Genomic DNA, 25347 nt, shown 5'->3' with positions numbered 1-25347 from the left:
TCAGACAGATGAACCAGCCGATGACGCCGAAGACATCCATTGAGCCGCACGCACCAAGCCTTGCGTGAGGCAGTCCGCCGTCACCTGTCCGATCATCGCCCCCACCATGGTATGCGTCCCTGCGTAGGCTTGCCAAGGACCGTGCCCCTTCAAGGCGCAGGCCATGACCACTGCATCCGTCCCGGTTCCGGTCGCATTGGGACTGCCGGTCCAACTGGGCACGGCATGGTCACACAAGGTGCCTGTCTTGCTCTCTGTCGCCACCTGCACGGCTCCCACCAGCGCTGGAGCAGCCAGGCAGGCATTGGTAATCACAATGAGGTTGATCGTTCCGGTGGTATGGGATCCGGCGTTACGCACCTCTGGAGCCGGCACCTCGCCGGCGCGCACCGCATTGGTCACCCCCACCGTCGCCAGGCATTCCACCCATATGCCCCCAGCCATGGCTCGGCTGACCACCACCTGTGTCATCGGAACCGCCGTCATGAGGGCGACGCAGTCCACATCCACCCCGAGTGATCCGGCCAGCTTCCGCAGATACAGACTGGGGTCTCCCCACGGCTGACTCGTTCGCCCCACGGAAGTGACCTGATGATTCAGGATGTACCGCGTCGTCCGGAGACCGCCTCCTCGCGGAGCCGACGATAACACGCGCAGCCGTGCCCCCAAGTCGACGATCAATGTGCCCTCCACGATGCGATGCTTCGTCGAGAGTGTTCGTGATGCAGTCAGTGTCATGAAGCCTTTCCGCCGAGCGCCTGGGAGAGGGCGCGCAGGAGCCGAGTATTGTCCGACGTCGAGCGCACGGCCACGCGCACCGTTCGATCATTCAAGCCTGCGACCATCGAGCAATCTCTGATTAGCAGGCCCTGTCGACGAAGCGCAGCCACTATCGTCCGGGCACGCTCGCCAACCGGCAATTCGAGCAGAATGAAATTGGCCTCCGACGGAAAGGCGACACAGCCGGGCAACCGTTGAAGCTCGACCAGCAACCGTGCCCGCTCACGCGCCATGAACGTCAGGCTGCGCCTTGCATGGGTCTTGTCTCGGAGCGCCGCCACGGCCGCCACCTGAGCCGGCATATTGACAGACCAAGGAGGTTGCCGCGCCTTGAGACGCTCGATAACCCGCACATGTGCCACGACATAGCCGATCCGCACAGCGGGAAGGCCGTAGAATTTTGTGAAGCTCCGCAGCACCAGCGTCGTCGCCGGAAGTCGTTCGGACAGGATGGATGCTGGTTCACAATATTCGGTAAAGGTCTCGTCCAGAAGCAGCCAGACCCCCAGCCGCGCTGCCAACCGTGCCACCGTCATGACCTGCTTGACCTCACAAGCCTGGCCGGTCGGACTGTTGGGATTACAGAGGACCAAGGCGTCGAATGATGCTCGGCCCTCCTTCTCTTCGGCACTCCCCGTCAACAGTCTCCGCACCGCCTCCAGTGGAGGTCGATAACCATCGGTCCGTTCCGCCATGGTCGCTGTGACCTGACCCGCGCTGCAGTCCATGGCCGCGGCATATTCCGAAAAGGTCGGGCCGATGATCAACAGACGTCGAATCCCCAAGGCGCGCGGCAGTATATGGATCAACTCGGTCGAGCCGTTCCCGATCAGGAACTCGTCGGCCGGGCGTTGCCAGTGGGCCGCCAAGGCCTGGCGCAAGTCCCAACAGGCGGGATCCGGATAGTGGGGCAACAGGTTCGCCGACCGTCGGAAGGCGCGGAGGGCCGAAGCCGAGGGCCCCAAAGGGTTGATGCTCGCGCTGAAGTCCAACATCGTGGAAGGGTCTTGTCCCAGTTCGCGCGCCGCCCCATAGACATCACCTCCATGCACCGGTCGATTCCTCACAGCCACAAAGACAAGAGCGCGAAGCCCACCCCTAACGCCCAGGCGCCCACCATGATGCGCAGGGCTTCGTCGATATCTCCCGGCTGCAACACCGCCCGCCCCTCTCCGAGGAAGGGACGCTCATGCGGGACACCGTCATAATGATTCACCCCACCTAGCTGTACGCCCAACGCACCGGCCATGGCGGCCTCAGGCTGTCCGCTGTTCGGACTCGGATGTTTGTCTCCGTCACGATGGAGGCAGTACCAGCTGTCCCTCACCCGCTCCCACCGACCGGTGGCGAACCCGGCGGCCAGGGCGATGAAGGTGCCGGCCAAGCGGGCGGGAACCCAGTTCATCACATCATCGAGCTTGGCCGACGCCCAACCGAAATGCTCGTATCGCGCATCGCGATGACCGATCATCGAATCGAGCGTGTTGACCGCCTTGTAGGCCAGCGCGAGGGGTACACCACCGAGGGTGAGATAGACAATGGGCGCGATGATGCCGTCCGCCGTACTTTCCGCTACGGTTTCCACGGTGGCACGGACGATCTCCGACTCATTCAATTGGGCACTGTCCCGCCCAACGATCCGCGCGACCGCCTCCCGCGCCAGGAGGAGATCGCCCTGCCCCAAGGCTCGGCTGACCGCTCGCGCGTGGTCAAGGAGATCACGACCTGCAAGGGTCGTCGCCGCCAGCAGGATCGTCATCGCTTCCGCCGATGACGGCGACCATGAACCGGCCAGTTGAATCACGGACGACGCAGCCAGATAAGAACCAACGGGCAGCGTCACCGCGAGGGCTACACCGGCCAGTCGCAACGCGTCGTCGGTCGTACAGATGGTCCTGACGCGACCATCGATCCAGGTGATGACGGCGCCCATTGCGCGAACCGGATGCGGCAACCAACGCGGATCCCCCACCAGCGCATCGAGTGCAGCCGCCGCCAGCAACTCATTCCCCGTCATCGCACCGGCACCATCAGCGGAACCAGAAGGAGAAACAGAATTTCGACCACTTCGTTGGTGGCGCCCAGCAAATCCCCCGTCACCCCGCCGAACCACCTCAAGAAAGTCTGTCGTAGGAGGCCCAGCAACGCCAGCCCCACCGTCACGGTCGCCAGCGCGATGGGAAAACCAAGTCCCGCCGCCAGCGCGAGCGCCAAGACCAGGGATGACCACAACACATGGGACAGCGACAGGTGCTGAAGAAAAGGGGCAGCCAATCCTCCGCCGCTTCGGGCATAGGGCATGGACAGGGCCAGCGTCACCATCGCCCAGCGACCTAACGCCGGCGCGCAAAACAACATCGGGACCCAAATGGGCTGGGGCAAGGCCATCAAAGCCGCGTAGCGCAACAGCAGCGACAGGAAGAGGCCTGTCGCTCCAAGCGCCCCCACCCGCGGATCGCGCATGATCCGCAATCGGTCCTCCGGCGTCTTTCCTCCGGCCAGCCCATCCAGGGTGTCCGCCAATCCATCTTGGTGCAAGCCGCGTGTGACGAGGACCAGCAAGACGATCAACAGCGCATTGGCGACCACCGGCGCGAACAGCAGGCTTAGCCCCTGATCGACCGCCACCAACAATCCGCCGATGAGGAGGCCGACGGTGGAATACCAAGCCATGGACGAAGCCAACTCCGCAGCCGTCGGATCATGATGAACCCGACTCAGCGGGATGGCCGTCAGGAAATGCCAGGCAAACACGAAGGGCCTGGCCACACCGGCCGATTCAGCCACGGTCGGAAACCCCCGCCTCGTCGAAGGTAGCCATCTCCGTGAGAACTTTCACCGCGGCCTGCACGAGGCCCATGCCGAGGCAGGCACCTGTCCCTTCACCAAGCCGTAGATCGAGGTCCAAGAGAGGTCGGAGACGAAGCTGTTCCAAAACGGCCTGGTGCCCCGGCTCCACCGAGCGATGCGAAGCAATCAGGTATTCCCGACAATGGGGCTGGAGAGCGACCGCAATCAAGGCGGCGGCTCCGGCGATGAATCCATCCAGGACCACCGGTATCCGCCGTGCCGCCGCACCGAGCATGAGCCCGGCCAGCCCGGCGATTTCCAATCCCCCGACCTTGGCCAGTACATCGAGGGCATCGGTCGGGTCCGGACGGTGCCGATCGAGGGCCCGTCGAATGACGGACACCTTGTGCTGATGGGTCGTGTCATCGATCCCTGTCCCCCGCCCCGTCACCTCGGCGACCGGCCGTCCCGTCAACAGCGTGGTGATTGCCGCACTGGCGGTGGTGTTGCCGATGCCCATCTCTCCGGTCCCGATCAGGCCGATGCCGTCACGCGCCGCGTCGAGCGCCAGCATCGTACCGACTTCCAGCGCACGCCGGGCTTGTTCGCGGCTCATGGCCTGCTCCACGAGGAAATTCCTGGTCCCCGGCATCACCTTCTGCTGGATGAGCTGCGGTATTGTCCTGAACTCCGCCGCTACCCCGATATCCACCACCCGCACTTCGACACCCGTATGGCGGGCCAAGACGTTGACCCCGGCGCCTCCACGGAGAAAATTCAAGACCATTTGTTGTGTCACCTCGCGCGGGTAGGCGCTGACACCTTCGATCGCCACACCATGGTCTGCCGCGAAGGTGAAGACGGCCCCACGCGGCACCTTCGGCAGCACCTCGCCGATTATGGTGGCATACCGAACGGCCACCTCTTCGAGCCGTCCGAGGCTGCCACGGGGTTTCGTCAACCGATCCAGGCGCACCTGGACCTGTGCGGCTATGTGGTGGTCTGGGGGCTCGATCTGCGTGATCGCTTCGTCCAATGTCATGTTCCCTGTCCCTTCACTTGAGTCTCAACGACTGACCGGCAATTACGACGTAGACTTCGTCTGCCGCCGCAGCAATCTGTTGGTTGACCCGTCCAGCCAAGTCGCGAAAGGCGCGGGCTCGGTACGTCGCCGGCACCAGCCCAAACCCCAGTTCATTGCTCACCAACAGAACCCTGGCCGGCGTGGTGCGGATGGCCTGCAGCAGATCCTCGACCTGAGGGCTGGGGTCCATCGACCCGGTGCGGCGGCCGCACAGGTTGCTCAACCACAGCGTGAGACAATCCACAACGATCGTGCGGTAACGGCTCCCGTGCGAACGGAACCACCCGGCCAGATCCCGGGGCACCTCAGCGGTCGCCCATTCCGCAGAGCGGGTGGCGCGATGCCGAGCAATCCGTTCCGCCATTTCATCATCCAAGGCCTCTCCCGTCGCCACAAAGGCCTTCGGTCCGCCGAGGCCGGCCTGCTCTAATGCGATCTGACTCTTTCCCGAAGAGGCCCCTCCGAGCACAAGGATGAGACGCGACCGTCGCCGCTGCGACCGCTTCATGGCGTCATTCCTCTGTCGCCTTCGAGTCGCGCTGCCAGAGGAATTCCGGCTCTCCCTGCGTCTTCGCCACCCAGCGCGCCCATACGAACAATGCATCGCTCAGGCGATTGAGAAACTTATTGAGTTCGGCCGACATCGATTCCTCGCGCGAGAGACGAATGCACATCCGTTCAGCCCGCCGGCAAATGGTCCTGGCTTGGTGGAGCGTCGCCGAGACCTTGCCCCCGCCGGGCAGGATGAATTCCTTCAGCGGTTCCAGTTCCTCCTGACAGCGGTCGATGATCCGTTCAAGGCGTTCGACGTCCCGATCCGTCACTGTCGGCATGTTGGGAAAGGTCTGTCCCGGTGCCGTCGCCAGAAGGCTCCCCACATCGAAAAGCTTGTTCTGCACCCACCGTAGATCCGCTTCGAGCTGCGCTGCGGCAACAGAGTCCTTCCCGACCTCGACATTCATCGCTCGCGCCAATCCCACGGAGGCATTCAACTCATCCACCGTTCCATAGGCCTCGACCCGCAGGGAGTCTTTCCACACCTGCTGTCCCCCCGCCAGCCTGGTCTGCCCCGCGTCGCCGGTTCTCGTATAGACTTTGGTAATTCGCATCCTTCGATCTCCTGTCACCTTCGCGGTTCCTGTCGCGTCTACGCACTGCGGCTTATATCCACCGGTCCGAGCACCCCGTCCGCCACCAACTGCAGGCACGCGGGACAAAGGCAATCTTCATAACGAGCGGCAATCCAGTCCATCTGCCGTTCGGTGATCCCGACCGTGCCGCACCAACATTGATACCCGCCGCACTCGAAGGGCTGCCGGCAACGCTCGCAGGTCTTGCGCACCGGCCCCTTCAAAACTCCACTCCCGCCTGCGCCGTGATACCGTCACGGAACGGGTGTTTCACCTGCTTCATCTCAGTCACCAGATCTGCCGCGGCGATCAATTCAGCCGGCGCCCCTCTGCCGGTGATGACGACATGCTGCATCGGCGGACGCCGCCGCACATGAGGAAGGACCTCGTCCAGAGGCACATAGTTGTGATGCAGCGCGATGTTGAACTCATCCAGGATGACCATCGCATAGCCGGCGTCGCTCATGAACTCACAAGCCTTCGCCCAGGCCGCTTGTGCATGGTCCGTATCGCGCGCCCGGTCCTGTGTCTCCCAGGTATAGCCTTCACCCATGCGGAGGAAGGCCACGCGGTCGCCGAACGACTTCAGCACACGCTCCTCCGCCGTGTCGATGGCGCCCTTGATGAACTGGACGATCGCCACCTTCATCCCGTGGCCGAGGCACCGAAGCACCATCCCGAGGGCGGCGGTGGTTTTTCCCTTTCCCGCGCCGGTGTAGACGATCAATAAACCCTTCTCCTCCTGCGCCGCCTCGATTCGGCGATCCACCGAAGCCTTCAATCGCTGCATCTTCGCCTTGTGTTCGTCCTGCGCCGCCATGTCTCTCCTACCTGATCGTCACCTGCGTTCGACGTGGCCGACTTGACGCTTCCAGCATATGCACGACAGCCTCCGGATGGCTGCCGAAATGCAGGTGACTATACAACGCGAGGGTATTGTCCCTCGTCAAGCCGTCCTGCCCGACAGGGTTGCCTGCTGCATCTGACAGGGTACAGGCATAGTGCAGTTCATCGGTCGGCGCAAGTCTCGAATAATGAAACTCATGGCCGCGCACCTGTGTTCCGGAAGAGCCCAAGAGACAGGGCCCCGTGACCCGCACCGTCCGGTACCCCAACGTCATCCCATCGCTTCGCATCACCGCTTCCGCCGGAAACAAGCCCACCATCTCATGTCGTCGCCCCGCAGCGTCGCGAATCGCCTCCGTCAAGAACATCAACCCGCCGCATTCGGCGTAGATGGCGCCTCCGTTTCGGGCAAAACTCCACACTGCCCTACGCAGGGAACCATTGGCCGCCAAGGCCTCGCCGTAGAGTTCGGGATACCCACCGCCGAAATACAACAGGTCAGCATCCGGCACCTGGGCATCCCGCAATGGTGAAAACATCACGAGCGTAGCACCCGCCGCTTCGAGCGAGTCCAGGTTGTCCTGATAGTAAAAACAAAAGGCCGGATCGTAGGCCACGCCGACTCGCACCTGTTGCCGGTGCGCTCGCGGTGGAGCAACCGGCAGCGTGGTTTCCGGAAAGGTCTCCGCGGCACGAGCCAAGGTTTCTATCTGTTCCAAGTCGATCGTATCTGCTGCGGATCGCGCCAGCCGGTCGTAGAGATCACCAGCCCCCACCTCGATGGCGGTTCGCAATCCGAGATGGCGATCCTGAATCGTCACGCCCTCGTCCGGCCTCAGGTACCCTACGACCGTGAGGTCCGTCTCCGCCTGCACGGCCTCCCGCAGCAGCCGATAATGGCCCTCGCTGCGAACGCGATTAAACAGGACTCCCCGCACCTGCAGGGCGGGATCGAATCGCTCATACCCCGAGGCCATGGCGGCGGCGGACCGCGCCATGGCGCTCCCATCGATCACCAGCAAGACCGGCGCAGCCAATTGTTTGGCCAATTCCGCCGTGCTGCCCCGTTCATGCACCGACGAACTTCCGTCGAACAACCCCATCATCCCTTCGATGATCGATAGGTCTGCATCGGCTGAGGCGCGCGCAAAGAGGGAGCGATTGACGGCTTCCCCTAACATCCATCCGTCCAGGTTCCGCGATGCGCGGCCGGTCGCGGCGCGATGGTGCCCCGGATCGATAAAATCCGGCCCCGCTTTGAAGGGCTGGACCACCAGCCCTCTGGCCTTTAATGCTGCCAAGAGCGCGAGGGTGGCCGTAGTTTTGCCGACACCGCTCTGGGTGCCGGCAATGACCAGACGCGGACAGTGCATCAGACGCTCCCCATGCCGTTCACGCCTTCTCGCCGAAGGTGATGCGAAGGCCGCCGAAAATGGAGCGGATCGGCGTCCCGCCGCTGGTGATCTCCTCGTATTTTTCATTGAAGAGATTGTCCGCCCGCAGATAGGCCTGCAGGCGCTTGGTCACATCGTAGGTGACGGCCAGCGACCAGACATCGAACGCCGGCAAGTTCTGCCGGTCACCGGTCGTGTTGTAGCGCGACCCCACATAGCGGCCCGTGAGCGTGATCCACAGCGGCTCGATAGGCTGGTAACTGACCGCTGCGCTCCACTGGTCGGCGGGCCAGCGGGGCAGACGGGTCTGGGTCATCAGGTCGCGGGTCATGGTGTGGGTATAATTCGCCTGCACCACGAGCCCCTTGAGGAAGGGGTGGTCGCCGGAATAGGTATAGGAGAGCCCGGCTTCCCACCCCTTCGTCGAAGCTTCGCCGATCTGCTGAGGACAAAATCCAAAGGTACTGAACGGCGCGCAAAACCCGGGATCGAAGGTCGTGGTGATGAGATTCCGGTAGCGATTCCAGAAGAATCCTCCGGTAAGTTTCAATTGCTTCGACAGGGCATACTGGTCGATCCCCACATCCAGGCTTTGGTTCTTTTCCGGCCCCAAATTCGGATTGCCGAAATTGGGGAAGTACAATTCGTTCATGCTGGGCGCTCGAAAGCCGGTGGCATACCCAGCCCGCAGTTTCGTATCCGTTTCTTTATGGTAGTACCCGCCGGTCAGGCGATAAGTCGTGGCGTCGCCGAAGACGTTGTAACTGTCCTGCCGAACACCGGCCGTGGCGAACAGGCGATCCCAGAGGTTGAATTGGGCCTGCGCGAATCCGGCGTGCGAACTCAAGATGCGATTGGTGAGACCGGTGTCGTTTTCACCCTGCTGTTCGCGAAACTGGTATCCCGCGCTCAGCAGCAACAGCTTCGTGACCTGAACGTTGTGCTGCCATTCGAGCCGATTCGACAAGACCCGGGTTTCGTTCGGGTCGCCGAACGGCGTGCTGAAGGCGCCGGTGACGAGACTGCGCTGCAAGGTGCCGGGGAGAAAGAGTGAGGCTTCTTGGGAGCGGGCGAGCGTCAGTTTCTGCGTCCACCAGGTCGTGATCGGCTGCTCATAACTGCCACTGAAGACGTATTCTTGACTCCGAATCTTCGAGCCATACACGTCATTGGGTGCCGTCGCCGACAGATTGTCCAACTGCACATCGGAGTTCATCCAGCGCATGGTGAAATCGAGGCGGCCGTCGTGCGGAAGATCCACCCCCACGCGCCCCGATCCTTGCCAGTTACGATAGGAATCCCGCTCCGTGGCCCCGCGTCGGTAGTTCGCCGCGGAGAAACTGGAGGTGTCCCAGCGGGAGAGAGAGAGGCTGTAATCCACCGCGCCGTGCTTTCCTGACACGGTGCCCCCTTCGCGCATCGACGCGAAGGAGCCGTATTCCATGAATCCGGTGGCCGAGAACGGTCCTTGGCCCTTCTTCGTCACGATGTTGATGACCCCACCCATGGCGTCCGACCCCCACAACATACTCTGTGACCCGCGGAGAATTTCGACCCGCTCGATGTTGTCGGTGGTCAGGTTGGCGAAGTTATAACTCCCCACGGTTCCGCTGTTGACGATCGCGCCGTCGATCAGCACGAGGGTCTGATTCGCCCCGCCGCCGCGAATCCTAGCCGTAACTTCGGTCCCTGGCCCGCCGTTCGAAAAGACCGCCAATCCTTGAGCCAGCCGAAGGGCGTCGACCACGCTCCTGATGTTCTGTCGCTTCATGTCCTGCGCGCTGATGACCTCCACGGCGCTGGTCACTTGGCCCACCGGCACCGGAGTTTTTGTGGCCGAGACCACGACTTCTTCGGCATGCACCACGGGCTCAGGCTCCGGAGGGTCTTCGGCGGAGGCGATGGACATCCACACAGGCGGGCAACTCACAGTACAGACCAACAGCACATAGACGGACCATGCCCTGACACGACACGACATACTGACACTCCCTTTCGCTCGAAGGGCTCAGTCGTAACAGCCGTCAGTTGAGTCTCCTGACTTACGGCTCATCGCTTCCCTGCGCCTTCCCGGCACAACGTGCCAGTGGCTCGCTGCAGGGTCACTCCCCGTTTACAGTGGCGGCACCGTGATGGAGTTGCACCATCTTCCCCGACGCTGACGGCGTCTTCCTGACACTCCGTTCTCCAATGGTGACGCGCCCCTGTCGTTCACGCGGGTGGGCCGGGCGCGAACCCCTCCCGCTCTACGTTCACCCCTGTCTCGGCAACCCCGCATATCGCGGCAAGGTCATACGCGGAAGGCCCGAGTCTGGATGGACATCGATCAAGACTTCGCAGCCATACACACCACGCAACGTCTCGACCGTGAACACCTCCTGAGGGAGCCCCTGTGCCCACACCCGCCCGTCGCGCAACATGACGATCCGGTCACAATACTGGCTGGCGAGGTTCAGGTCGTGGGAGACGATGACGACGGTCAGTCCCAGCCGGTCGCACAGCCGACGCAAGACCGTACAAATGTCGAGCTGGTGCTGGAGATCGAGAAACGCGGTCGGCTCATCCAGCAGCAACACCTCCGTTGTTTGCGCCAAGGCGCGGGCGATCATCGTGCGCTGCCGTTCTCCTCCGGAGAGCTCCGTGATAAGGCGCGAGGCGAGATGGGCGATATCTAGGGTCGCCATCGCGTGCGTCGCCGCCGCACGGTCCTCTTGGTTCTCCCATCCGAACCCGAGATCCCATCGGCTGCGCCGGCGATGGGGAAACCGCCCCATCAAGACGGTTTCTGCCACTGTGAAGGGAAAGGGTTGGGCCTGGTCCTGCGCCACGAAGGCTAGATGCCTCGCCGCCTCCTCCTGCGACCACTCGGTGAGTGGCCGCCCGAACAGCCTGATGGTCCCCTGTTGCGGAACGGCCAGCTTCGCCAGCAACCGAAGCAGCGACGTTTTGCCCGAACCGTTCGGCCCCACGATGCCGAGCATGGTTCCGGATTCCACCTGCAGCGCCACGTCCTGGAGCACCAGTCGGCCGATCCGGCCACGGCCTTGGTCGTAGCCGAACTCTAGGCCGCACACCTCATAAGCCGGCGCCAAACGGGAGCGCGTCTCTTCGCAAGTCACCTGGCCGTCCTGTCGCAACGGCGACCTCATGCCAGGCGATCCTTTCGCCAGACCAGGAGATAGATGAAAAACGGCCCCCCGGCCAAGGCGGTGATGATGCCGACCGGCACTTCCGACGGTACGAACAATGTCCGCGCAGCCGTATCGGCCAGCATCAAGAACATGCCGCCGACCAAGGCCGACGCCGGCAACAACAGGCGGTGGTCTGCGCCAAGCACCAACCGCACCGCGTGGGGAATCACCATCCCGATGAAGCCGATCATTCCGCTCACCGACACGACCGCCCCGGTCAACAGGGCGGAGAGCAAAAAGAGCCGGCGCTTGATGCCTTCCGTATCCACCCCCAACGATCGTGCCACCTCCTCCCCCATGGCCAGCAGATTGAGCGCTCGCACCTGTTTCATGAGCAAGACCCACCCGAGCAGCAGGTAGAGCGACAGCGCCAGGAAGCTCGGGGAGGCCGGCGCCATGAGCGACCCCATGAGCCAGGCCATCATCCCGAACGATCGGTTCGGCTCCATGATGGAGGTAATGAACATGATCAGCGCCGAGAAAATGGCGTTCAAAATCACCCCGGCCAGCAAGATCGAATGGACCGGCAGCCGGTCGGCCGTCGCGGCCATTCGGTACAGGACCAGCAACGCCACTAGCCCTCCCGCGAAGCCGAAGAGCGGCAAGGCGGAGAGGGACCAGAGGGTGGTGCCGATTCCCAACAGCACCGCCAGGGCCACCCCCAAGGCCGCACCACTGGAGACGCCGAGCACGTAGGGATCCGCCAAGGGATTCCGGAGCAGCGCCTGGAGCGTCACGCCGACGGATGCCAGGCAGAGCCCCGTGAGGAATCCGAGCAACACGCGCGGCAACCGTACCTCAAGCAAGATGACGCCGGTCGTGCCCAAGGGTTCCTGTTCGCGAAAGAGCCCGACCAGCGCGCTGGCGACAACCTGCCACAGTTCGCCGATCCCGACGAAATGCGTGCCGACCTGAACACAGATCACCACCGATAACAGGGCAGCCAGGGAAAGCCCGCCCATGACGCTCCACCAACGTGCAGAGGTCAGAACGGCTCCTTCAAGAGAGGCACGGGGGTCGATCGAACGGGCAGCCGGCGGGATGGTTTCCGGAGAGAGGCAGCTCGGCTCGGTCGAGGTGCTCGGGGTAGTGGAATGACCGAGGGAGGGCATCATGGGCGTTCCGTCGGCGTCGCGACGGCGGCTTCGGGGTGAATGACCGCGACCAACGCATCCAGCCCCTCCATGACCCGCGGGCCAGGACGGTTGAGCGCGTCGGCGGGCACCTGACGCAGGCGTTCCTGCTTGACGGCGGACAGAGTGGTCCAGCGTCGCCATGCCTGCTGCTCGCTCCGCGGCACCGTTTCGACGGAGCCCATCGGGAAGATGAGCACCTCCGGATCTTCCTTCAGAACCATTTCCATGGTCAGTCTGGGGTAGGGTGAGGAGGCGCCTGCTGCAATATTGATCCCGCCGGCCAAGCCGATCATTTGATGGAGATAACTGCCAGGCCCCACGGTGATCAGGGGTTCGCTGTTGATCACATACAACACTCGCCGCCGTGGGAGGGCCTCCACTCGAGCGGTGATCGCAGCCATTCGTTCCCGCATGGCGCGGGTCAGCGCATGGGCGGCGGACACACGGTCGAAGATTCTGCCAAGCGTGTGGATGTGCGCGAACACGCTCTCCACCGAGGTGGCTTCGAGCAACAGGACCGGAATTTTCAATTCATCCAGCTTGGTCAGGAGATTCGCACGCGCGAACTCTTTCGGGGCCGCCACCAGGTCCGGATTCAGGGCCAGCAGCGACTCCAGGTTGGGATGGGCATATCCGATCTTGGGTCTCGAACTCGCAGCCGGGGGAAAGTTACAAAAGTCCGTCACGCCGACGATCTGCTCGTCCAGCCCTAAGGCGAACAACATTTCCGTAATACTCGGCGCCAGCGAAACGACACGCATGGGCGCCTTGGCGATATACAGTTTCCGCCCCGCATCGTCGATGAAGGTGCGCGGCGTGATGTTCGCCATAAACGGCATCCCCGTGAGGATGCCCTGTTGTCGTCGTTTCATCACGGTGGGGTCACCAGAGCCTTCGCCGAATGCGATGGAGCACCAAGCCAGAACGACACAGCACCAGACTCCCAGGCAGACGGCAGACAGTCGCTGCAGGTGGAACGGATGAACTTTGCGCAAATAAAAAATCCCCAGGGCCTCCACGGTACCCTGAGGATTACACCCGCACCTCATCCTCGCCTATTCCCCAGCCCACGAGGGAATAAAGGGTCTCCCCTCGGGCAGGTCTTCTGGCTCATGGTTCGTCCTACTCCCCGCGCCTTCCCGTTCACCGACCGGTGAACAGTGGCGCCTGCGGGTTTCGTCCCCGTTTACAGCGGCGGGACCGCGAGGGCTTCGCACCCTCTTCCCTTGGCCCAAGGTGTCTATGAACGGAGCAGACTGTAGGAGAGGCCGCAGGATCTTGTCAAGCTGAATCTTGACGACGGCGAAAACGCAACTTCAGGATGAGGATGGCCAGCGTCAAGACGAGGGTCACCAGGTTGGCCAGAATGATCGGCAGGGCGCCGAGCAACAGACCATACAGCAACCAGAGGGCCACGCCGGTCGTAAACGTGAGCAACATCCCCAGCGAGACGTCCTTGGCGGATCTGGTCTGCCAGGTTTGTTGGAGCTGAGGAATAAAGGCGATGGTGGTGAGGGCACCTGCCAGCAGTCCGATGAGTGTGACATGGTCCATAACGCGTCCCGAATGAAATGCCTCCGTCGCCTGCCCATCTCGATGGGAGAATTCACGGCAACGGCTTGTGTTGAGCTGCGGCGCTATGGTAGCATCCCCCCCGGTCGAGGGCCAGTCGTATTGCGACGCCGAAACAAAGGAGTAGGGCCGTGGCATTTGCCTGTGATCTCTGTGGAAAGAAGCATCAAACCGGAAACAACGTCAGCCACGCGAACAACAAGACGAAGCGCGTGTTCAATCCGAATTTGCAGCGTGTGAGGGCCTTGGTCAACGGCTCCACCTTGCGCATTCGCGTCTGCACCCGTTGCCTGCGGTCCGGACTGGTCAAAAAAGCCGTCTGATCACTCTCCCTTTCCCATCTACGCCGATTCTTCCAGGCACAAGGGTGCCGGCCGCATCCGTTCTGTAACGGCTGCCCTCTCACGCCGTCTCACTCTGTCAACCGCCTCACCGCCCACAATGTTGCTCAACAGAAGACGGATCGCAGCGATCGGTGTACAATCCCCGGACAAACAGCTGGAAGATCGACACTCACGCCGGAATCTGGAGGATACCCATGAATGGCGGAACAGTGTATGGGATCGTGGCGGCCGCCCTGTTCCTCGCAGCCTGCAGTCATCTACAGGGACGAGAGGCCGCCTACTTGGATGAGGTCAAGGGACGGGCGACCCAGGCGGAGATCAAACAGGAGCTGGGGTCGCCGAAATCAGTACGGCAGGGGGAAGCGGGAGAAACGATCTGGGTGTACGAGTTGTGGGAGCAACAATCCGGCAACCGCCTGACGGCTCCCGGAATGTGGTGCGAAGAATATCGACTGATCTTTGACGCCACAGGCCTGTTTCGCCGCTGGCGACAGCTCTCGCACTTCCATGGCGGCGAGCTGATGCCGACGGAATGCATTCCGGAAGATCAGACACTAAAATAATACCTGTGCGGCGGGAATCGTGAGTGAAAGGAACCTGACTGGAGCAAGCACCTGGCTGAGGCGATTGCCTGAACAAGGAAGGTTGAAAACAAGACTACGAGGATTCGCTCAGAAGAAGCGTTGGACGACGACGATGATGTCGTCGGGTTGGATGGGGGCATCCAACGCGACCTCCACTGTCCGCTCCTGCCCGTTCACCCGCCGCAACACCTTCGGCGTCTTCGACGCCTTCTCCGTGAACCCCCCGGCCATCGTAATGGCCATGTGCAGCGTCAGCCCCCGTTCATACCAAAAGTCCCCCGGCTTCTTCACTTCCCCGTTCACATAGAACCGCCGCGCCTGCGGGATCACCACCAGGTCCTCCGGCTGCAGCACCGCCTGCGGCTCCACCGGCACCGTCGTCACCCCGCCCGCCCCCCGCCGCTCCACCCGCACGTCCAGCTTGTCGGCCTTCTCCGTGAACCCGCCCGCCATGCTCACCGCCTTCTGCACCGACAGCCCCGCCTCATACGTATACCGCCCCGGCGTCCGCACCTCGCCCGTCACATACACCTTCTGCCGCTCCGCCACCACGATCGTATCCTCCGGCAACACCAGCGACTCCAGCGTCACCGCCACATGCTCTTCCTGGTGGTTCACGATCCGCACCACCTGCACCCGCTCCACATCCCCCTTCTCCGTCGCGCCCCCGGCCATCGCCAACGCCTTCTGTAGACTCAGCCCCTCCTTGTGCGCGTAGCCCCCCGGATTCTTGACCTCCCCGCTCACATAAAACCGATCGCTCTTCGGCACCACCAGGATGATGTCCTCCGGTACCACCGCCGCGTCCAACGCCACGACCGTCGTCTCCACCCCCTCCGCCGTCGTCCGCGTCAGCTTGACGACGCTCGCCTCCGCCTTCTCCGTCACCCCGCCCGCCAACGTCAGCACCCGCTGCACCGTCGCCCCCGCTTCGAACGGGTACCGCCCCGGCGTCTTCACCTCCCCCGTGACATACACCCGCTGCCCCTCCCGCACGATGATCAGATCTTCCGGCTGCACCGCCGCCTCCAGCGGCAACACCAGCGTCTGCTCCTGCCCCCCCACCACCCGCCGCACCGTCAGCGCCTGCCGGTCCGCCTTCTCCGTCGCCCCCCCCGCCATCGCCAACGCCTTCTGCAAACTGATGGTCTCGTTGAACGGATAGGCGCCGGGGGTGCGCACCTCACCGCTGATGTAGAACTTTCGATTCTGCGTGCTCACCGCCAGGATGTCGTTCGGCAGCACCACGTCGTCCGGTCCGATCGCCACCGTCAAGGCGCCGCTCTCCGTGACCCGCGTCACCTTGAGCACCTGTCGTTCCGCCTTGTCCGTGAAGCCCCCCGCAAGTGAAATGGCCTTATTGGCCGTCAATTGATCCTCCGAAGGATAGGGATACGGACCGGGACGCGTCACCTCGCCCATCAGATAAAACTTCTGTAACTGTCCCACGACGATCGTGTCGTCCGGCAGGAGGGGGGTATGGAGCTGAGCCGACAGCAGCTCTTCCTTTTCGGCCTTCCGGCGTGTGATGCTCAGGGTGTTCTTGGCCGCTTTCTCGGTGAAGCCGCCGGCCATGGTAATGGCCTTTTGCACCGTCAACCCGTCTTCAAACGCAAAGCCGCCCGGCGCCTTGACCTCGCCGCTGACATAGACGTTGCGATGGCGAACAATGGTGACGCTCACCTTGGGCGACCGCACATAGCCCGCGGCGAGGCGCTTGGTGAGATCGGCCTGCAGATCTTCGGTGGTCTGTCCTCCGACCTGTAACATGCCCAACAGCGGATAATTCAGCTTGCCGTCCCCGCCGACCCGACTCTCAAGGGTCAAATCGTCCTCACCATACACCTGGATTCGAATGACATCGTTAGGCCCAATACGGTACCCGGACTCCGCCGCCGCCACACCGAAAGCCAGGAGCAGCACCATCACGGCGTTGACCCAGCACAAGAGGACCCGCTTGACCATAAACGACTTTTACCTCCGATTCGAACGATAGGAACGGCCGGACTGCCGTCCCATTCTGCCTCTCTCTCCACTCACTCGGCAAGGGCACAAGGGTGCTCAGAAGAAGCGTTGGACGACGACGATGATGTCGTCGGGTTGGATGGGGGCATCCAACGCGACCTCCACCGTCCGCTCCTGCCCGTTCACCCGCCGCAACACCTTCGGCGTCTTCGACGCCTTCTCCGTGAACCCCCCGGCCATCGTAATGGCCATGTGCAGCGTCAGCCCCCGTTCATACCAAAAGTCCCCCGGCTTCTTCACTTCCCCGTTCACATAGAACCGCCGCGCCTGCGGGATCACCACCAGGTCCTCCGGCTGCAGCACCGCCTGCGGCTCCACCGGCACCGTCGTCACCCCGCCCGCCCCCCGCCGCTCCACCCGCACGTCCAGCTTGTCGGCCTTCTCCGTGAACCCGCCCGCCATGCTCACCGCCTTCTGCACCGACAGCCCCGCCTCATACGTATACCGCCCCGGCGTCCGCACCTCGCCCGTCACATACACCTTCTGCCGCTCCGCCACCACGATCGTATCCTCCGGCAACACCAGCGACTCCAGCGTCACCGCCACATGCTCTTCCTGGTGGTTCACGATCCGCACCACCTGCACCCGCTCCACATCCCCCTTCTCCGTCGCGCCCCCGGCCATCGCCAACGCCTTCTGTAGACTCAGCCCCTCCTTGTGCGCGTAGCCCCCCGGATTCTTGACCTCCCCGCTCACATAAAACCGATCGCTCTTCGGCACCACCAGGATGATGTCCTCCGGTACCACCGCCGCGTCCAACGCCACGACCGTCGTCTCCACCCCCTCCGCCGTCGTCCGCGTCAGCTTGACGACGCTCGCCTCCGCCTTCTCCGTCACCCCGCCCGCCAACGTCAGCACCCGCTGCACCGTCGCCCCCGCTTCGAACGGGTACCGCCCCGGCGTCTTCACCTCCCCCGTGACATACACCCGCTGCCCCTCCCGCACGATGATCAGATCTTCCGGCTGCACCGCCGCCTCCAGCGGCAACACCAGCGTCTGCTCCTGCCCCCCCACCACCCGCCGCACCGTCAGCGCCTGCCGGTCCGCCTTCTCCGTCGCCCCCCCCGCCATCGCCAACGCCTTCTGCAGGCTCAGCCCCTCCTTGTGCGCGTAGCTACCGGGCGTCTTGACTTCGCCACTGATATAAAATTGATCGCTCTTCGGCACCACCAGGATGATGTCCTCCGGTACCACCGCCGCGTCCGACGCCACGACCCTCGTCTCCACCCCCGCCGCCGTTATCCGCGTCAGCTTGATGACGCTCGCCTCCGCCTTCTCCGTCACCCCACCCGCCAACGTCAGCACCCGCTGCACCGTCGCCCCCGCTTCATACGCGTAGCGGCCCGGCGTCTTCACCTCCCCCGTGACGTAAACTTTCTGTCCCTCACGCACCACAATGAGGTCTTCGGGCTGAACGGCAGCCTCCAGCGGCAGCACCAGCGTCTGCTCCTGCCCCCCTACGACGCGCCGGACGGTCATCTCCTTCCGGTCGGCTTTCTCCGTCACCCCGCCGGCCAGGGTGAGGGCCTTCTGCAGGCTGATATTTTCGCTGTAGGGATAGGCTCCCGGAGCCCGCACCTCACCGCTGATGTAGACCTTGTAATTATGACTGCCGACCGCCAGGATGTCGCTGGGCAAGATCAGGTCATCCGGGCCGATCGCGATGGTTTGAGCACCGCTCTCCGTGACGCGCGTCACCTTGAGAGTCTTCTTGTCAGCCTTGTCGGTGTAGCCACCGCCGAACGACACGGCCTTTTTCGCGGTCAGCTGCTCTTCGAAGGGATAGGGACCTGGGCGCATCACCTCGCCCATCAGATAAAACTTCTGCAATTGCGCCACGACGAGCATATCGTCGGGCAACAAGGGCGTGGTCAGGGGCGCGTTGAAGGTCTGTTCGTGCCCCTCCGAACGGCGCGTGATGGTCAGCCCGTTGCGCACCGCCTTGTCGGTGAAGCCGCCGGCCATGGTCACGGCCTTCTGCGCGGTCAGGCCGTCTTCGAAGGGAAACCCCCCCGGCGTCTTGACCTCGCCGCTGACATACACGTTGCGATGGCGGGCGATGGAGACCGTGACTTTGGGTGATCGCACGTACCCTGCGGACAATCGCTTCGTCAGCAGCGCCTGCAAATCCTGGGTGGTCTTCCCGCCGACCTGCAACACCCCCAGTAGCGGATAATCTAACTTGCCGTCTCCGCTGACTCGGGCCTCCACCGACAAGTCTTCTTCGCCGAACACTTGGATCCGGATCACATCGTTGGGGCCGATGCGGTAGCCGGCCGGCGGCCCTTTCGTCTCTCCTGCGACTGCGTGCCATGTCGTCAGGACCAGCAGGAGCACCGCCAGCCAACAGGAGATGACTCGTGTACCCATACGCTGCCTCGCCTCCACGTTCCAGGTGGTGAGCCAGTGGCGTCGTATCCGGACGAGCGCGTCGCCTCAGAAGAATCGTTGCGACACCACGATAATGTCGTCGGGCAACACAGGCGCGTTCAACGACAATTCGAACGTCTGTTCCTTCCCGTCGACGATCCGAAGGACCTTGGGTTTCTTCGATGCCTTCTCGGTAAACCCTCCCGCCATGGTAATGGCCATATGGATCGTCAGGCCGCGCTCGTATCCGTAGCCTCCCGGCTTATGCACTTCCCCATTCACGTAGAAGCGCTGAGCGGCTGCGACCAAAATGAGATCATCCGGGAGAATCGTGGTGGTCGCTCCGGCATCGAGAATTTCGACGCCGCCTCTCTCCCGATGGCGCTCGACCCGGATATCGGTCTTGCTGGCCCGCTCGGTGAATCCTCCGGCCATGCTGATCGCCTTCTGAACCGTGAGACCCTGCTCATAGGGATATCCGCCGGCCCCCTTCACCTCGCCGCTGACATAGAAATTGCGGTGTCGCGTGATCGACACGGTGACGCGGGGCTGTTTCAAGTAGCCCGCACCCAGCCGCGCGGTCAGATCGGCCTGCACGGCCTCCGTGGTCTGCCCCGTGACGTGGATCAATCCGAGCAGCGGATAGTCGATCTTCCCGTCTCCTCCCACTTTCCGCTCGACGGTGAGATCGTCTTCCCCATAGACCTGGATCCGCACGACATCATTCGGGCCGATCCGATAGGGTTCCGGCTGGGGAGACAACGACCCCGCCCGCGACGTCGCGCCGAATCCGACGACGAGCCAGAGACCGAACAACCCCAGTAGAAAGCGTGTGACCATCTGCCCCACCTCGTGTTTCGTGGTTCGCGGATTCCTGTTCGCCCTCAGTGCCGAGCCAATCCCGTTCGACCGCCAGCACCGCATCGCGCTGGGCGGGCTGAAACGCCGGCACCAGCAAGCCGATCCGGGCCAAGACTTCAGGAGCATTCTGCAGATAGGCCATTTCCTCCAGGTCGGCGATCGCGGTCCGAAGCACCTCGCGCTCGGGGACCTCGTTCAATCGGACGGACAAGATCTCTTTCAGGGGCGACGCCGTCACGGTTTCATCGGGCCCCACCAGTTCTTCGGCCAGCTTCTCGCCCGGCCTGAGGCCGGTGAAGCTGATCGGGATCTCTTGATCCGGCACGAACCCCGACAACCTGATCAAGTGCCGTGCAAGGTCCTGGAGTTTGACCTGTTCGCCCATTTCCAGCACGTAGACGGCGCCGGGATGCGCCAGCGAGGCGGCCTGCAAGACCAGCTCGACCGCTTCCGGAATCAACATGAAATACCGCTGCACCTCCGGATGGGTCACGGTCACCGGGCCGCCCCGTTTGATCTGCTGCAGAAAATGCGGTACCACGCTGCCGTTGCTGCCCAACACGTTGCCGAACCGGACCGTGATGAAGTTCGTCTTGCCGGTCCGAGCCATGTCCTGAATGATCAGTTCCGCCACCCGCTTCGTCGCGCCCATGACGCTGGACGGGCGCACGGCCTTGTCGGTCGAAATCATGATGAAGCGTTCGACACCGAATTCCTCCGACAGGCCGGCCACCGTGCGTGTGCCGATGACATTGTTCTTCACCGCCTCACAGGGGTTGTACTCCATCAAGGGCACATGCTTATGCGCGGCCGCATGGAACACAATCTGCGGCTGATAGGCCTCCATGGTCGAGCGCAGCCGATCCGCATCGGTCACATCGCCGATCACCGGATAAATGGCGGGCGGCGCCGTGCCTGGACTCAGTTCACTGTGGATCGCATAGAGCCCATTCTCATAACGTTCGAAAAGCACCAGGCATTCCGGTTCATACGACGCAATCTGCCGGCAGAGTTCGGACCCGATGGACCCGCCCGCCCCGGTCACCAGCACGCGTTTGCCCTTGAGCAACGCCGCCGTCAGGGATCGATCCAGATCGACGCGTGGCCGGTGCAGCAAATCCTCCACCGACAGATTGCGAAGTTGGTTGACCTCGGACTTGCCGTCCAACAAGACGCTCAGATCCGGTAGAATCTTGATCGACACGTTGTACGCCAGCAACGCCTTGGCGATTTCCCTGATGGCCGCGGCGCCGATGCTCGGCATCGCGATCAGGATGGCGTCGGGCTTGACGCGCGTCATCATGCTGGAGAGCTCCGCCCGCGTGCCCAAGACCTTGACGCCATGGATGCGCTGGCCGATTTTGCGACGGTTGTCGTCGATGAAACCGACCGGGTGATACCCAAAGGCTCGATTCTGTCGCAGTTCGCGCACCAGCCGCTCCCCCGCATCGCCCGCTCCATAGATCAACACGCGCTTCATATCGGACGTCGTGGACAAGGGATTGCCGAGACGTCGGGCGACCCGCATCCCGCCGGTCAAGACGATCAGGAGCAACGCATCGATCACATAGACCGTCCGGGGATAAGCGGTCTGTCCGAGCACATAGCGGGTGGCCAGGAAGAATACGACGGTGCTGCTGGCCGTGGCCCCGACGATGTTGCGGAGGTCCCAGAGGCTGGTGTACTGCCAGACCGTACCGTACAGCCGGAACGGGATGAACATCATGAGACGCACGCAGATCAGGAGCGGCAGGGTGCGCAAGAATATTTCCATCGCCCATGGCGGGATCTGGCCGTCGAAGCGGAGCCAGAAGGCCGCGTAATTGGCAATTCCCATCAAGGCGATGTGCACCAACAACACGAACAGGCACTTCGGATTGGAGAATCGAGACAGTGTCAACATGGTAATAGACCGATCAATTGAAGGTGAATGAACCGTCGGAGTGGACCGGACCGAAGGGGAAGGCCGGCGGTCGAATGTCGAAGCCCCATCGACTAGGTGGTGGAGGAGTCGGCCGGGTCGGGGCAGACTTGTTGATGGCGCACCAGCCATTCGTAGGCCGCTGGCATTGATCGCGCCAAGGCGGCGGCTATCAGGCTGGGGAGATAGGACAGGGCTTCCCGCCCGACCCGTTCGGCGCTGAGCCGATCGCCCGGCGGCGCCACCACCCGTATCGTCGTCCCCGCGCCCGCGAACACGGTGGCAAACACCGCGCTCGCCCTGGCGAGGTGGTAACGCGAGGTCACCACAATCACCCTGCTCACCCGCTCGCGGGCAAAGATGCGCCGCAAGATGACGGCTTCATCGATCGTGTTGCGCACCGAGGTTCTGCAGACCGTCCGGACGCCACGCAGGCGCAAGCAGTAGGGATCAACGAGCGTGGTCATGCTGTCCGGCGCCACTCCCTGCGTGACGAGGGCCTTGGCATACAGGGCTCGATCGGGACTTCCAGCCAGAGCGACGACCATGTCGACCTTGCCGAGATCGTCCGGGGACACGCCTTCCGTCTGGGCTACGAGCCACGACAGCCCGAGCCATGCCAGCAACCCGGCCGAGACAAGGGCTGCAGTCACGTATCCAAGCAGGCCCCATCCTCCAGCCGAGTGAGTGGACGCCACAGCCATACCAGAACCGCTCGCCGCCCCTCCCGATTCAGGCCAACAGCTGCTTCACCGCGGCACAGACCGATTCGATTTCCTGATCGGTCATGTGCGAGTACAGCGGCAGGGCCAATCCCTCTCGGCTCGCCTTCGCTGTGTGCGTCAGATTGGCACTCAGCCTCATCGGATACTGCTGGAAAATGGCCTGCGCGTGGACCGGCGGGTAAAAGTATCGCTTCGTCTGGATCCCGGCCTGCTTGAGGTCGTCGTAGACCTGATCGCGACTGCGTTTGGCTTGTTCCCCGATGAAGAGGACGAAGTAATTGCCGCTGGTGGTGCGATCATAGGGGTATTCCTGCACCTGACAGCCGGGCAACCGGCCCAAGCGATCACGGTACAGTGCAATCCGTTCGGTTCTCGCCTTCACCAGGTCCTGCACCCGCTGGAGACCCAGCAGCCCGATGGCCGCATGGAGTTCGCTCATTCTGGCCGACAGACCCAGATGGACCATCTCTTCTCCCTTCACCAGGTCTTTGCCGTAATCGCGCATGGAGCGGACCCGCTCGGCGAGCGCCGAGTCATTCGTGGTCAACAAACCGGCCTCGATCGCGGTCACCACTTTCGTGGGGCTGAGCGAAAAGACCTCGCACACCCCGAATTGCCCGAGCGGCTGCCCCTTATACGTGGCCCCCAACCCCTGGGCGCTGTCGAAATACACGGGAATTCCCTTTCGTCGCCCGATCTCCAACAACGCATCGACATCGGGCGGCAGCCCATAGACCGAGACACCGCAAATCGCGCCGGTCTGCGGCGTAATGTTCCGTTCCACATCCTCAGGGTCGATGGTGCAGGTCCCGGGCAGGCAGTCACAGAACACCGGCACCAGCCGATTCCAGAGCAGCGCCTGGGCGGTAGCCGCAAAGGTGAAAGACGGCACGATGACCTCGGTACCGGGCTTGAGTCCGAGCGCCTGCGGCACCAGCATAAGGCCCGCCGTACAGGACGACAGCGCGATCGCATGACGCGCGCCGGTCACGCGGCACGCCTGTTCTTCCAAACTGCGCACAACCGGACCGACGGTCACGATTCCCGTTTCCCACCCGTTGTGCATCATGATGAGAATGTCTTCCAAGGAAGGGAGCGTGGGTCTGATGATCGGCATGGTGATCACGATGTCCTCCGTAATGTAGGTGAAGCAGAGAGCCGTAGTGACAAGTCGAGGGGCGTCCGTATCGTTCAGCCGCCGTATTCCCAGGGCGTATCGGCCATGGTGAGGGGCTTCACGCGTTCGCGACAGACGGCGTCGACGACTTCCAAGATGACCACCGCATGATCGCTTCCCTGGTCGACGATCTGGCGCACGGTACATTCCAAGTAGGCCGGCGCATTACTCAGGATCGGAGCCCGCGTGGCGCCGTCGCAAAACGGTTCCCCATTGATCGTGCCGTCCTGAACCGCAGTCGGCGTGAAGAACTTTTTGGCCAGGTCCGTCTGGTGATGCCCCAAGACGTGAAGCACCGCGACGGCACTTTTGGCCAGACATCGAAAGACACTGTTGGTCGGCCGGACCGCCACGGTCAGCAGCGGCGGGGTAAACGAGGCTTGCGAAACCCAGGTGACCGTCGCGGCCCCGATCTCTTCGTCGTTACGGGAGGTAAGGATGTAGACGCCGTTCGTGAACATGCGAAGCGTGTGTTTCTTTGCGGTGACATTCATACGTACTCCCCATCGGCTGAAGACTGCCTGACCGACTCAGAACCCGACGCCGACAACACCCGATCCAAACGGGCGACCACCTGCTCGATGGGCGCCTGGAGTCGGACCGTCCGCCCCAGGAGCACGGCCCCCCGTTCGGACGCCGCCTCCCACCATTCCGGCCCATCGATACAGAGCACGCGACGATGGGGGTCCAACCGGCGCAACGCAACGTGGGCCGCCTCGTCGTCCAACAGCGCCGCCGGGCTGCGAAAATAGCTCGAGCCCAACCGCCCGATCGCGTAAGCGCCGCGTTCCGTCGTCAGCGTGAACTGGGAAAATCCGTAACGGGCATAGACTTCGTCCGCCTCCCCCAGGTAGGTCGACGTCCACACGGACCGGCCATCCGTCCCTGCTGCAACGGGCAGGGCCATCAGCAGACGTCTTGCGACCGGCTCCAGGCCGAGCGATCGATACCAGGTCGCGGCGCGGATATTGTCCTCGTACACATCCACTGAGAGACCGCGGATTCCGGCCTGTTCCATGACAGCCATCCCCCGCGCCCATAACGACGTACCTACCCGACGGCCCTGTGTCGACGGGTGCACGAACAAGTGGTTGAGGAACAAGTCTTCCCCCTCGTACCGCCAGGCCGACATCCCGACAATATGCCCTCCGACCTCGGCCACCAGAAATCGGTTCGCCGACTCGGATGTCATCTGATCGCGAAGAAAATGATCGAGCCCCGTACCTCCGAGAATCGTCGTCTCCCGCATGAGCGGGCTCGAAGCCGCGCGAACGACCGCGGCCATGGCGGCACTGTCGTCCGGCAACGCCGGCCTGATGACGGGAGGGGCAGCCCGAACCATCGATGCACCACTCTCTCGCGGGTGATGGAATTCGAAACTCAGAGGTCCGTTACTGGAGATTAGAAACGAGGGCAG

At 62.9% G+C, this 25347-nt stretch carries 25 protein-coding genes and 2 riboswitches; of the genes, 2 read left to right on the top strand and 23 right to left on the bottom strand.

The window, feature by feature from the left end:
• The 15 genes from HRU82_19765 to HRU82_19695 form a co-directional block, all read right to left on the bottom strand.
• Entirely contained in the window at window positions 1–738 is a 738-nt protein-coding gene (locus tag HRU82_19765; protein QOJ37051.1) for an adenosylcobinamide amidohydrolase, read from the bottom strand.
• Entirely contained in the window at window positions 735–1832 is a 1098-nt protein-coding gene (locus HRU82_19760; GenBank protein ID QOJ37050.1) for a pyridoxal phosphate-dependent class II aminotransferase, read from the bottom strand. The genes HRU82_19765 and HRU82_19760 overlap by 4 nt, the downstream gene beginning before the upstream one ends.
• Before the next feature lie 11 nt (window positions 1833–1843).
• A complete protein-coding gene (cobD, locus tag HRU82_19755; protein QOJ37049.1) occupies window positions 1844–2797 on the bottom strand; it encodes a cobalamin biosynthesis protein CobD in 954 nt (317 codons plus the stop codon).
• Window positions 2794–3567, bottom strand: coding sequence for an adenosylcobinamide-GDP ribazoletransferase (locus HRU82_19750; protein QOJ37048.1), 774 nt, complete (start codon window positions 3565–3567; stop codon window positions 2794–2796). Before HRU82_19750 ends, cobD begins: the two co-directional genes overlap by 4 nt.
• Window positions 3560–4612 (bottom strand): nicotinate-nucleotide--dimethylbenzimidazole phosphoribosyltransferase, encoded by a 1053-nt coding sequence (gene cobT / locus HRU82_19745; protein ID QOJ37047.1) that lies wholly within the window; start codon window positions 4610–4612, stop codon window positions 3560–3562. The genes HRU82_19750 and cobT overlap by 8 nt, the downstream gene beginning before the upstream one ends.
• A 13-nt stretch (window positions 4613–4625) precedes the next feature.
• Window positions 4626–5162, bottom strand: a complete 537-nt coding sequence (gene cobU, locus HRU82_19740) for a bifunctional adenosylcobinamide kinase/adenosylcobinamide-phosphate guanylyltransferase (GenBank protein QOJ37046.1) — start codon at window positions 5160–5162, stop codon at window positions 4626–4628.
• Window positions 5163–5166: 4 nt separating this feature from the next.
• Window positions 5167–5763, bottom strand: coding sequence for a cob(I)yrinic acid a,c-diamide adenosyltransferase (locus HRU82_19735; GenBank protein ID QOJ37045.1), 597 nt, complete (start codon window positions 5761–5763; stop codon window positions 5167–5169).
• Between the two features lie 38 nt (window positions 5764–5801).
• Window positions 5802–6008, bottom strand: coding sequence for a cysteine-rich CWC family protein (locus HRU82_19730; GenBank protein QOJ37044.1), 207 nt, complete (start codon window positions 6006–6008; stop codon window positions 5802–5804).
• Window positions 6005–6604, bottom strand: a complete 600-nt coding sequence (cobO, locus tag HRU82_19725; GenBank protein QOJ37043.1) for a cob(I)yrinic acid a,c-diamide adenosyltransferase — start codon at window positions 6602–6604, stop codon at window positions 6005–6007. The genes HRU82_19730 and cobO overlap by 4 nt, the downstream gene beginning before the upstream one ends.
• A gap of 7 nt (window positions 6605–6611) precedes the next feature.
• Window positions 6612–8003 (bottom strand): cobyrinate a,c-diamide synthase, encoded by a 1392-nt coding sequence (locus HRU82_19720; GenBank protein ID QOJ37042.1) that lies wholly within the window; start codon window positions 8001–8003, stop codon window positions 6612–6614.
• A gap of 19 nt (window positions 8004–8022) precedes the next feature.
• Window positions 8023–10005 (bottom strand): TonB-dependent receptor, encoded by a 1983-nt coding sequence (locus tag HRU82_19715; protein ID QOJ37041.1) that lies wholly within the window; start codon window positions 10003–10005, stop codon window positions 8023–8025.
• Between the two features lie 51 nt (window positions 10006–10056).
• Window positions 10057–10176: riboswitch (cobalamin riboswitch) on the bottom strand.
• A gap of 100 nt (window positions 10177–10276) precedes the next feature.
• Window positions 10277–11173: an ABC transporter ATP-binding protein gene (locus HRU82_19710; protein ID QOJ37040.1), complete on the bottom strand. Its 897-nt coding sequence runs from the start codon at window positions 11171–11173 to the stop codon at window positions 10277–10279.
• Window positions 11170–12330 (bottom strand): iron ABC transporter permease, encoded by a 1161-nt coding sequence (locus tag HRU82_19705; protein QOJ37039.1) that lies wholly within the window; start codon window positions 12328–12330, stop codon window positions 11170–11172. Before HRU82_19705 ends, HRU82_19710 begins: the two co-directional genes overlap by 4 nt.
• Window positions 12327–13400, bottom strand: a complete 1074-nt coding sequence (locus tag HRU82_19700; GenBank protein ID QOJ37038.1) for a cobalamin-binding protein — start codon at window positions 13398–13400, stop codon at window positions 12327–12329. Before HRU82_19700 ends, HRU82_19705 begins: the two co-directional genes overlap by 4 nt.
• A 28-nt stretch (window positions 13401–13428) precedes the next feature.
• A riboswitch (cobalamin riboswitch) is annotated at window positions 13429–13601 on the bottom strand.
• A 31-nt stretch (window positions 13602–13632) separates the two neighbouring features.
• Window positions 13633–13905 carry a SemiSWEET transporter gene (locus HRU82_19695; protein QOJ37037.1) on the bottom strand — a complete coding sequence of 91 codons (273 nt, stop codon included), beginning with the start codon at window positions 13903–13905 and terminating at the stop codon, window positions 13633–13635.
• A gap of 149 nt (window positions 13906–14054) precedes the next feature.
• Here HRU82_19695 and HRU82_19690 point away from each other — a divergent pair, with 149 nt between their 5' ends.
• Window positions 14055–14246: a 50S ribosomal protein L28 gene (locus tag HRU82_19690; protein QOJ37036.1), complete on the top strand. Its 192-nt coding sequence runs from the start codon at window positions 14055–14057 to the stop codon at window positions 14244–14246.
• Between the two features lie 215 nt (window positions 14247–14461).
• Window positions 14462–14830, top strand: coding sequence for a hypothetical protein (locus tag HRU82_19685; protein QOJ37035.1), 369 nt, complete (start codon window positions 14462–14464; stop codon window positions 14828–14830).
• 108 nt (window positions 14831–14938) lie between these two features.
• Here the strand turns inward: HRU82_19685 and HRU82_19680 are convergent, their stop codons facing one another.
• The 8 genes from HRU82_19680 to HRU82_19645 all read right to left on the bottom strand — a co-directional run bounded on the left by HRU82_19680 (window position 14939) and on the right by HRU82_19645 (window position 25272).
• Window positions 14939–16816 (bottom strand): SLBB domain-containing protein, encoded by a 1878-nt coding sequence (locus HRU82_19680; protein ID QOJ37034.1) that lies wholly within the window; start codon window positions 16814–16816, stop codon window positions 14939–14941.
• A gap of 96 nt (window positions 16817–16912) precedes the next feature.
• A complete protein-coding gene (locus tag HRU82_19675; GenBank protein QOJ37033.1) occupies window positions 16913–19246 on the bottom strand; it encodes an SLBB domain-containing protein in 2334 nt (777 codons plus the stop codon).
• A gap of 66 nt (window positions 19247–19312) precedes the next feature.
• Window positions 19313–20086 (bottom strand): SLBB domain-containing protein, encoded by a 774-nt coding sequence (locus HRU82_19670; protein QOJ37032.1) that lies wholly within the window; start codon window positions 20084–20086, stop codon window positions 19313–19315.
• Window positions 19968–22010: a polysaccharide biosynthesis protein gene (locus HRU82_19665; protein ID QOJ37031.1), complete on the bottom strand. Its 2043-nt coding sequence runs from the start codon at window positions 22008–22010 to the stop codon at window positions 19968–19970. The genes HRU82_19670 and HRU82_19665 overlap by 119 nt, the downstream gene beginning before the upstream one ends.
• 92 nt (window positions 22011–22102) lie before the next feature.
• Window positions 22103–22681 carry a YdcF family protein gene (locus HRU82_19660; GenBank protein QOJ37030.1) on the bottom strand — a complete coding sequence of 193 codons (579 nt, stop codon included), beginning with the start codon at window positions 22679–22681 and terminating at the stop codon, window positions 22103–22105.
• A 79-nt stretch (window positions 22682–22760) separates the two neighbouring features.
• Window positions 22761–23879: a DegT/DnrJ/EryC1/StrS family aminotransferase gene (locus tag HRU82_19655; GenBank protein ID QOJ37029.1), complete on the bottom strand. Its 1119-nt coding sequence runs from the start codon at window positions 23877–23879 to the stop codon at window positions 22761–22763.
• A 65-nt stretch (window positions 23880–23944) separates the two neighbouring features.
• Complete coding sequence (locus HRU82_19650) at window positions 23945–24424, bottom strand: flavin reductase family protein (protein QOJ37028.1); 480 nt, start codon at window positions 24422–24424, stop codon at window positions 23945–23947.
• Window positions 24421–25272, bottom strand: coding sequence for a GNAT family N-acetyltransferase (locus HRU82_19645; protein ID QOJ37027.1), 852 nt, complete (start codon window positions 25270–25272; stop codon window positions 24421–24423). The genes HRU82_19650 and HRU82_19645 overlap by 4 nt, the downstream gene beginning before the upstream one ends.
• Between the last annotated feature and the right edge of the window lie 75 nt (window positions 25273–25347).

The organism is Nitrospira sp., from assembly GCA_015709715.1.
Classification (GTDB): Bacteria; Nitrospirota; Nitrospiria; order Nitrospirales; family Nitrospiraceae; genus Nitrospira_A.
Note: the sequence above shows the minus strand (reverse complement) of the source record. Positions and strands in the feature narration are given on the sequence as shown.

What these genes read in the sequence shown, in the direction of transcription:
- HRU82_19765 (QOJ37051.1), bottom strand. Translation starts at nt 738, where the DNA reads ATGACACTGACTGCATCACGAACACTCTCGACGAAGCATCGCATCGTG.
- cobD (QOJ37049.1), bottom strand. Translation starts at nt 2,797, where the DNA reads ATGACGGGGAATGAGTTGCTGGCGGCGGCTGCACTCGATGCGCTGGTG.
- cobT (QOJ37047.1), bottom strand. Translation starts at nt 4,612, where the DNA reads ATGACATTGGACGAAGCGATCACGCAGATCGAGCCCCCAGACCACCAC.
- cobU (QOJ37046.1), bottom strand. Translation starts at nt 5,162, where the DNA reads ATGAAGCGGTCGCAGCGGCGACGGTCGCGTCTCATCCTTGTGCTCGGA.
- HRU82_19735 (QOJ37045.1), bottom strand. Translation starts at nt 5,763, where the DNA reads ATGCGAATTACCAAAGTCTATACGAGAACCGGCGACGCGGGGCAGACC.
- cobO (QOJ37043.1), bottom strand. Translation starts at nt 6,604, where the DNA reads ATGGCGGCGCAGGACGAACACAAGGCGAAGATGCAGCGATTGAAGGCT.
- HRU82_19720 (QOJ37042.1), bottom strand. Translation starts at nt 8,003, where the DNA reads ATGCACTGTCCGCGTCTGGTCATTGCCGGCACCCAGAGCGGTGTCGGC.
- HRU82_19715 (QOJ37041.1), bottom strand. Translation starts at nt 10,005, where the DNA reads ATGTCGTGTCGTGTCAGGGCATGGTCCGTCTATGTGCTGTTGGTCTGT.
- HRU82_19710 (QOJ37040.1), bottom strand. Translation starts at nt 11,173, where the DNA reads ATGAGGTCGCCGTTGCGACAGGACGGCCAGGTGACTTGCGAAGAGACG.
- HRU82_19705 (QOJ37039.1), bottom strand. Translation starts at nt 12,330, where the DNA reads ATGATGCCCTCCCTCGGTCATTCCACTACCCCGAGCACCTCGACCGAG.
- HRU82_19700 (QOJ37038.1), bottom strand. Translation starts at nt 13,400, where the DNA reads ATGAGGTGCGGGTGTAATCCTCAGGGTACCGTGGAGGCCCTGGGGATT.
- HRU82_19695 (QOJ37037.1), bottom strand. Translation starts at nt 13,905, where the DNA reads ATGGACCATGTCACACTCATCGGACTGCTGGCAGGTGCCCTCACCACC.
- HRU82_19685 (QOJ37035.1), top strand. Translation starts at nt 14,462, where the DNA reads ATGAATGGCGGAACAGTGTATGGGATCGTGGCGGCCGCCCTGTTCCTC.
- HRU82_19680 (QOJ37034.1), bottom strand. Translation starts at nt 16,816, where the DNA reads ATGGTCAAGCGGGTCCTCTTGTGCTGGGTCAACGCCGTGATGGTGCTG.
- HRU82_19675 (QOJ37033.1), bottom strand. Translation starts at nt 19,246, where the DNA reads ATGGGTACACGAGTCATCTCCTGTTGGCTGGCGGTGCTCCTGCTGGTC.
- HRU82_19670 (QOJ37032.1), bottom strand. Translation starts at nt 20,086, where the DNA reads ATGGTCACACGCTTTCTACTGGGGTTGTTCGGTCTCTGGCTCGTCGTC.
- HRU82_19665 (QOJ37031.1), bottom strand. Translation starts at nt 22,010, where the DNA reads ATGTTGACACTGTCTCGATTCTCCAATCCGAAGTGCCTGTTCGTGTTG.
- HRU82_19650 (QOJ37028.1), bottom strand. Translation starts at nt 24,424, where the DNA reads ATGAATGTCACCGCAAAGAAACACACGCTTCGCATGTTCACGAACGGC.
- HRU82_19645 (QOJ37027.1), bottom strand. Translation starts at nt 25,272, where the DNA reads ATGGTTCGGGCTGCCCCTCCCGTCATCAGGCCGGCGTTGCCGGACGAC.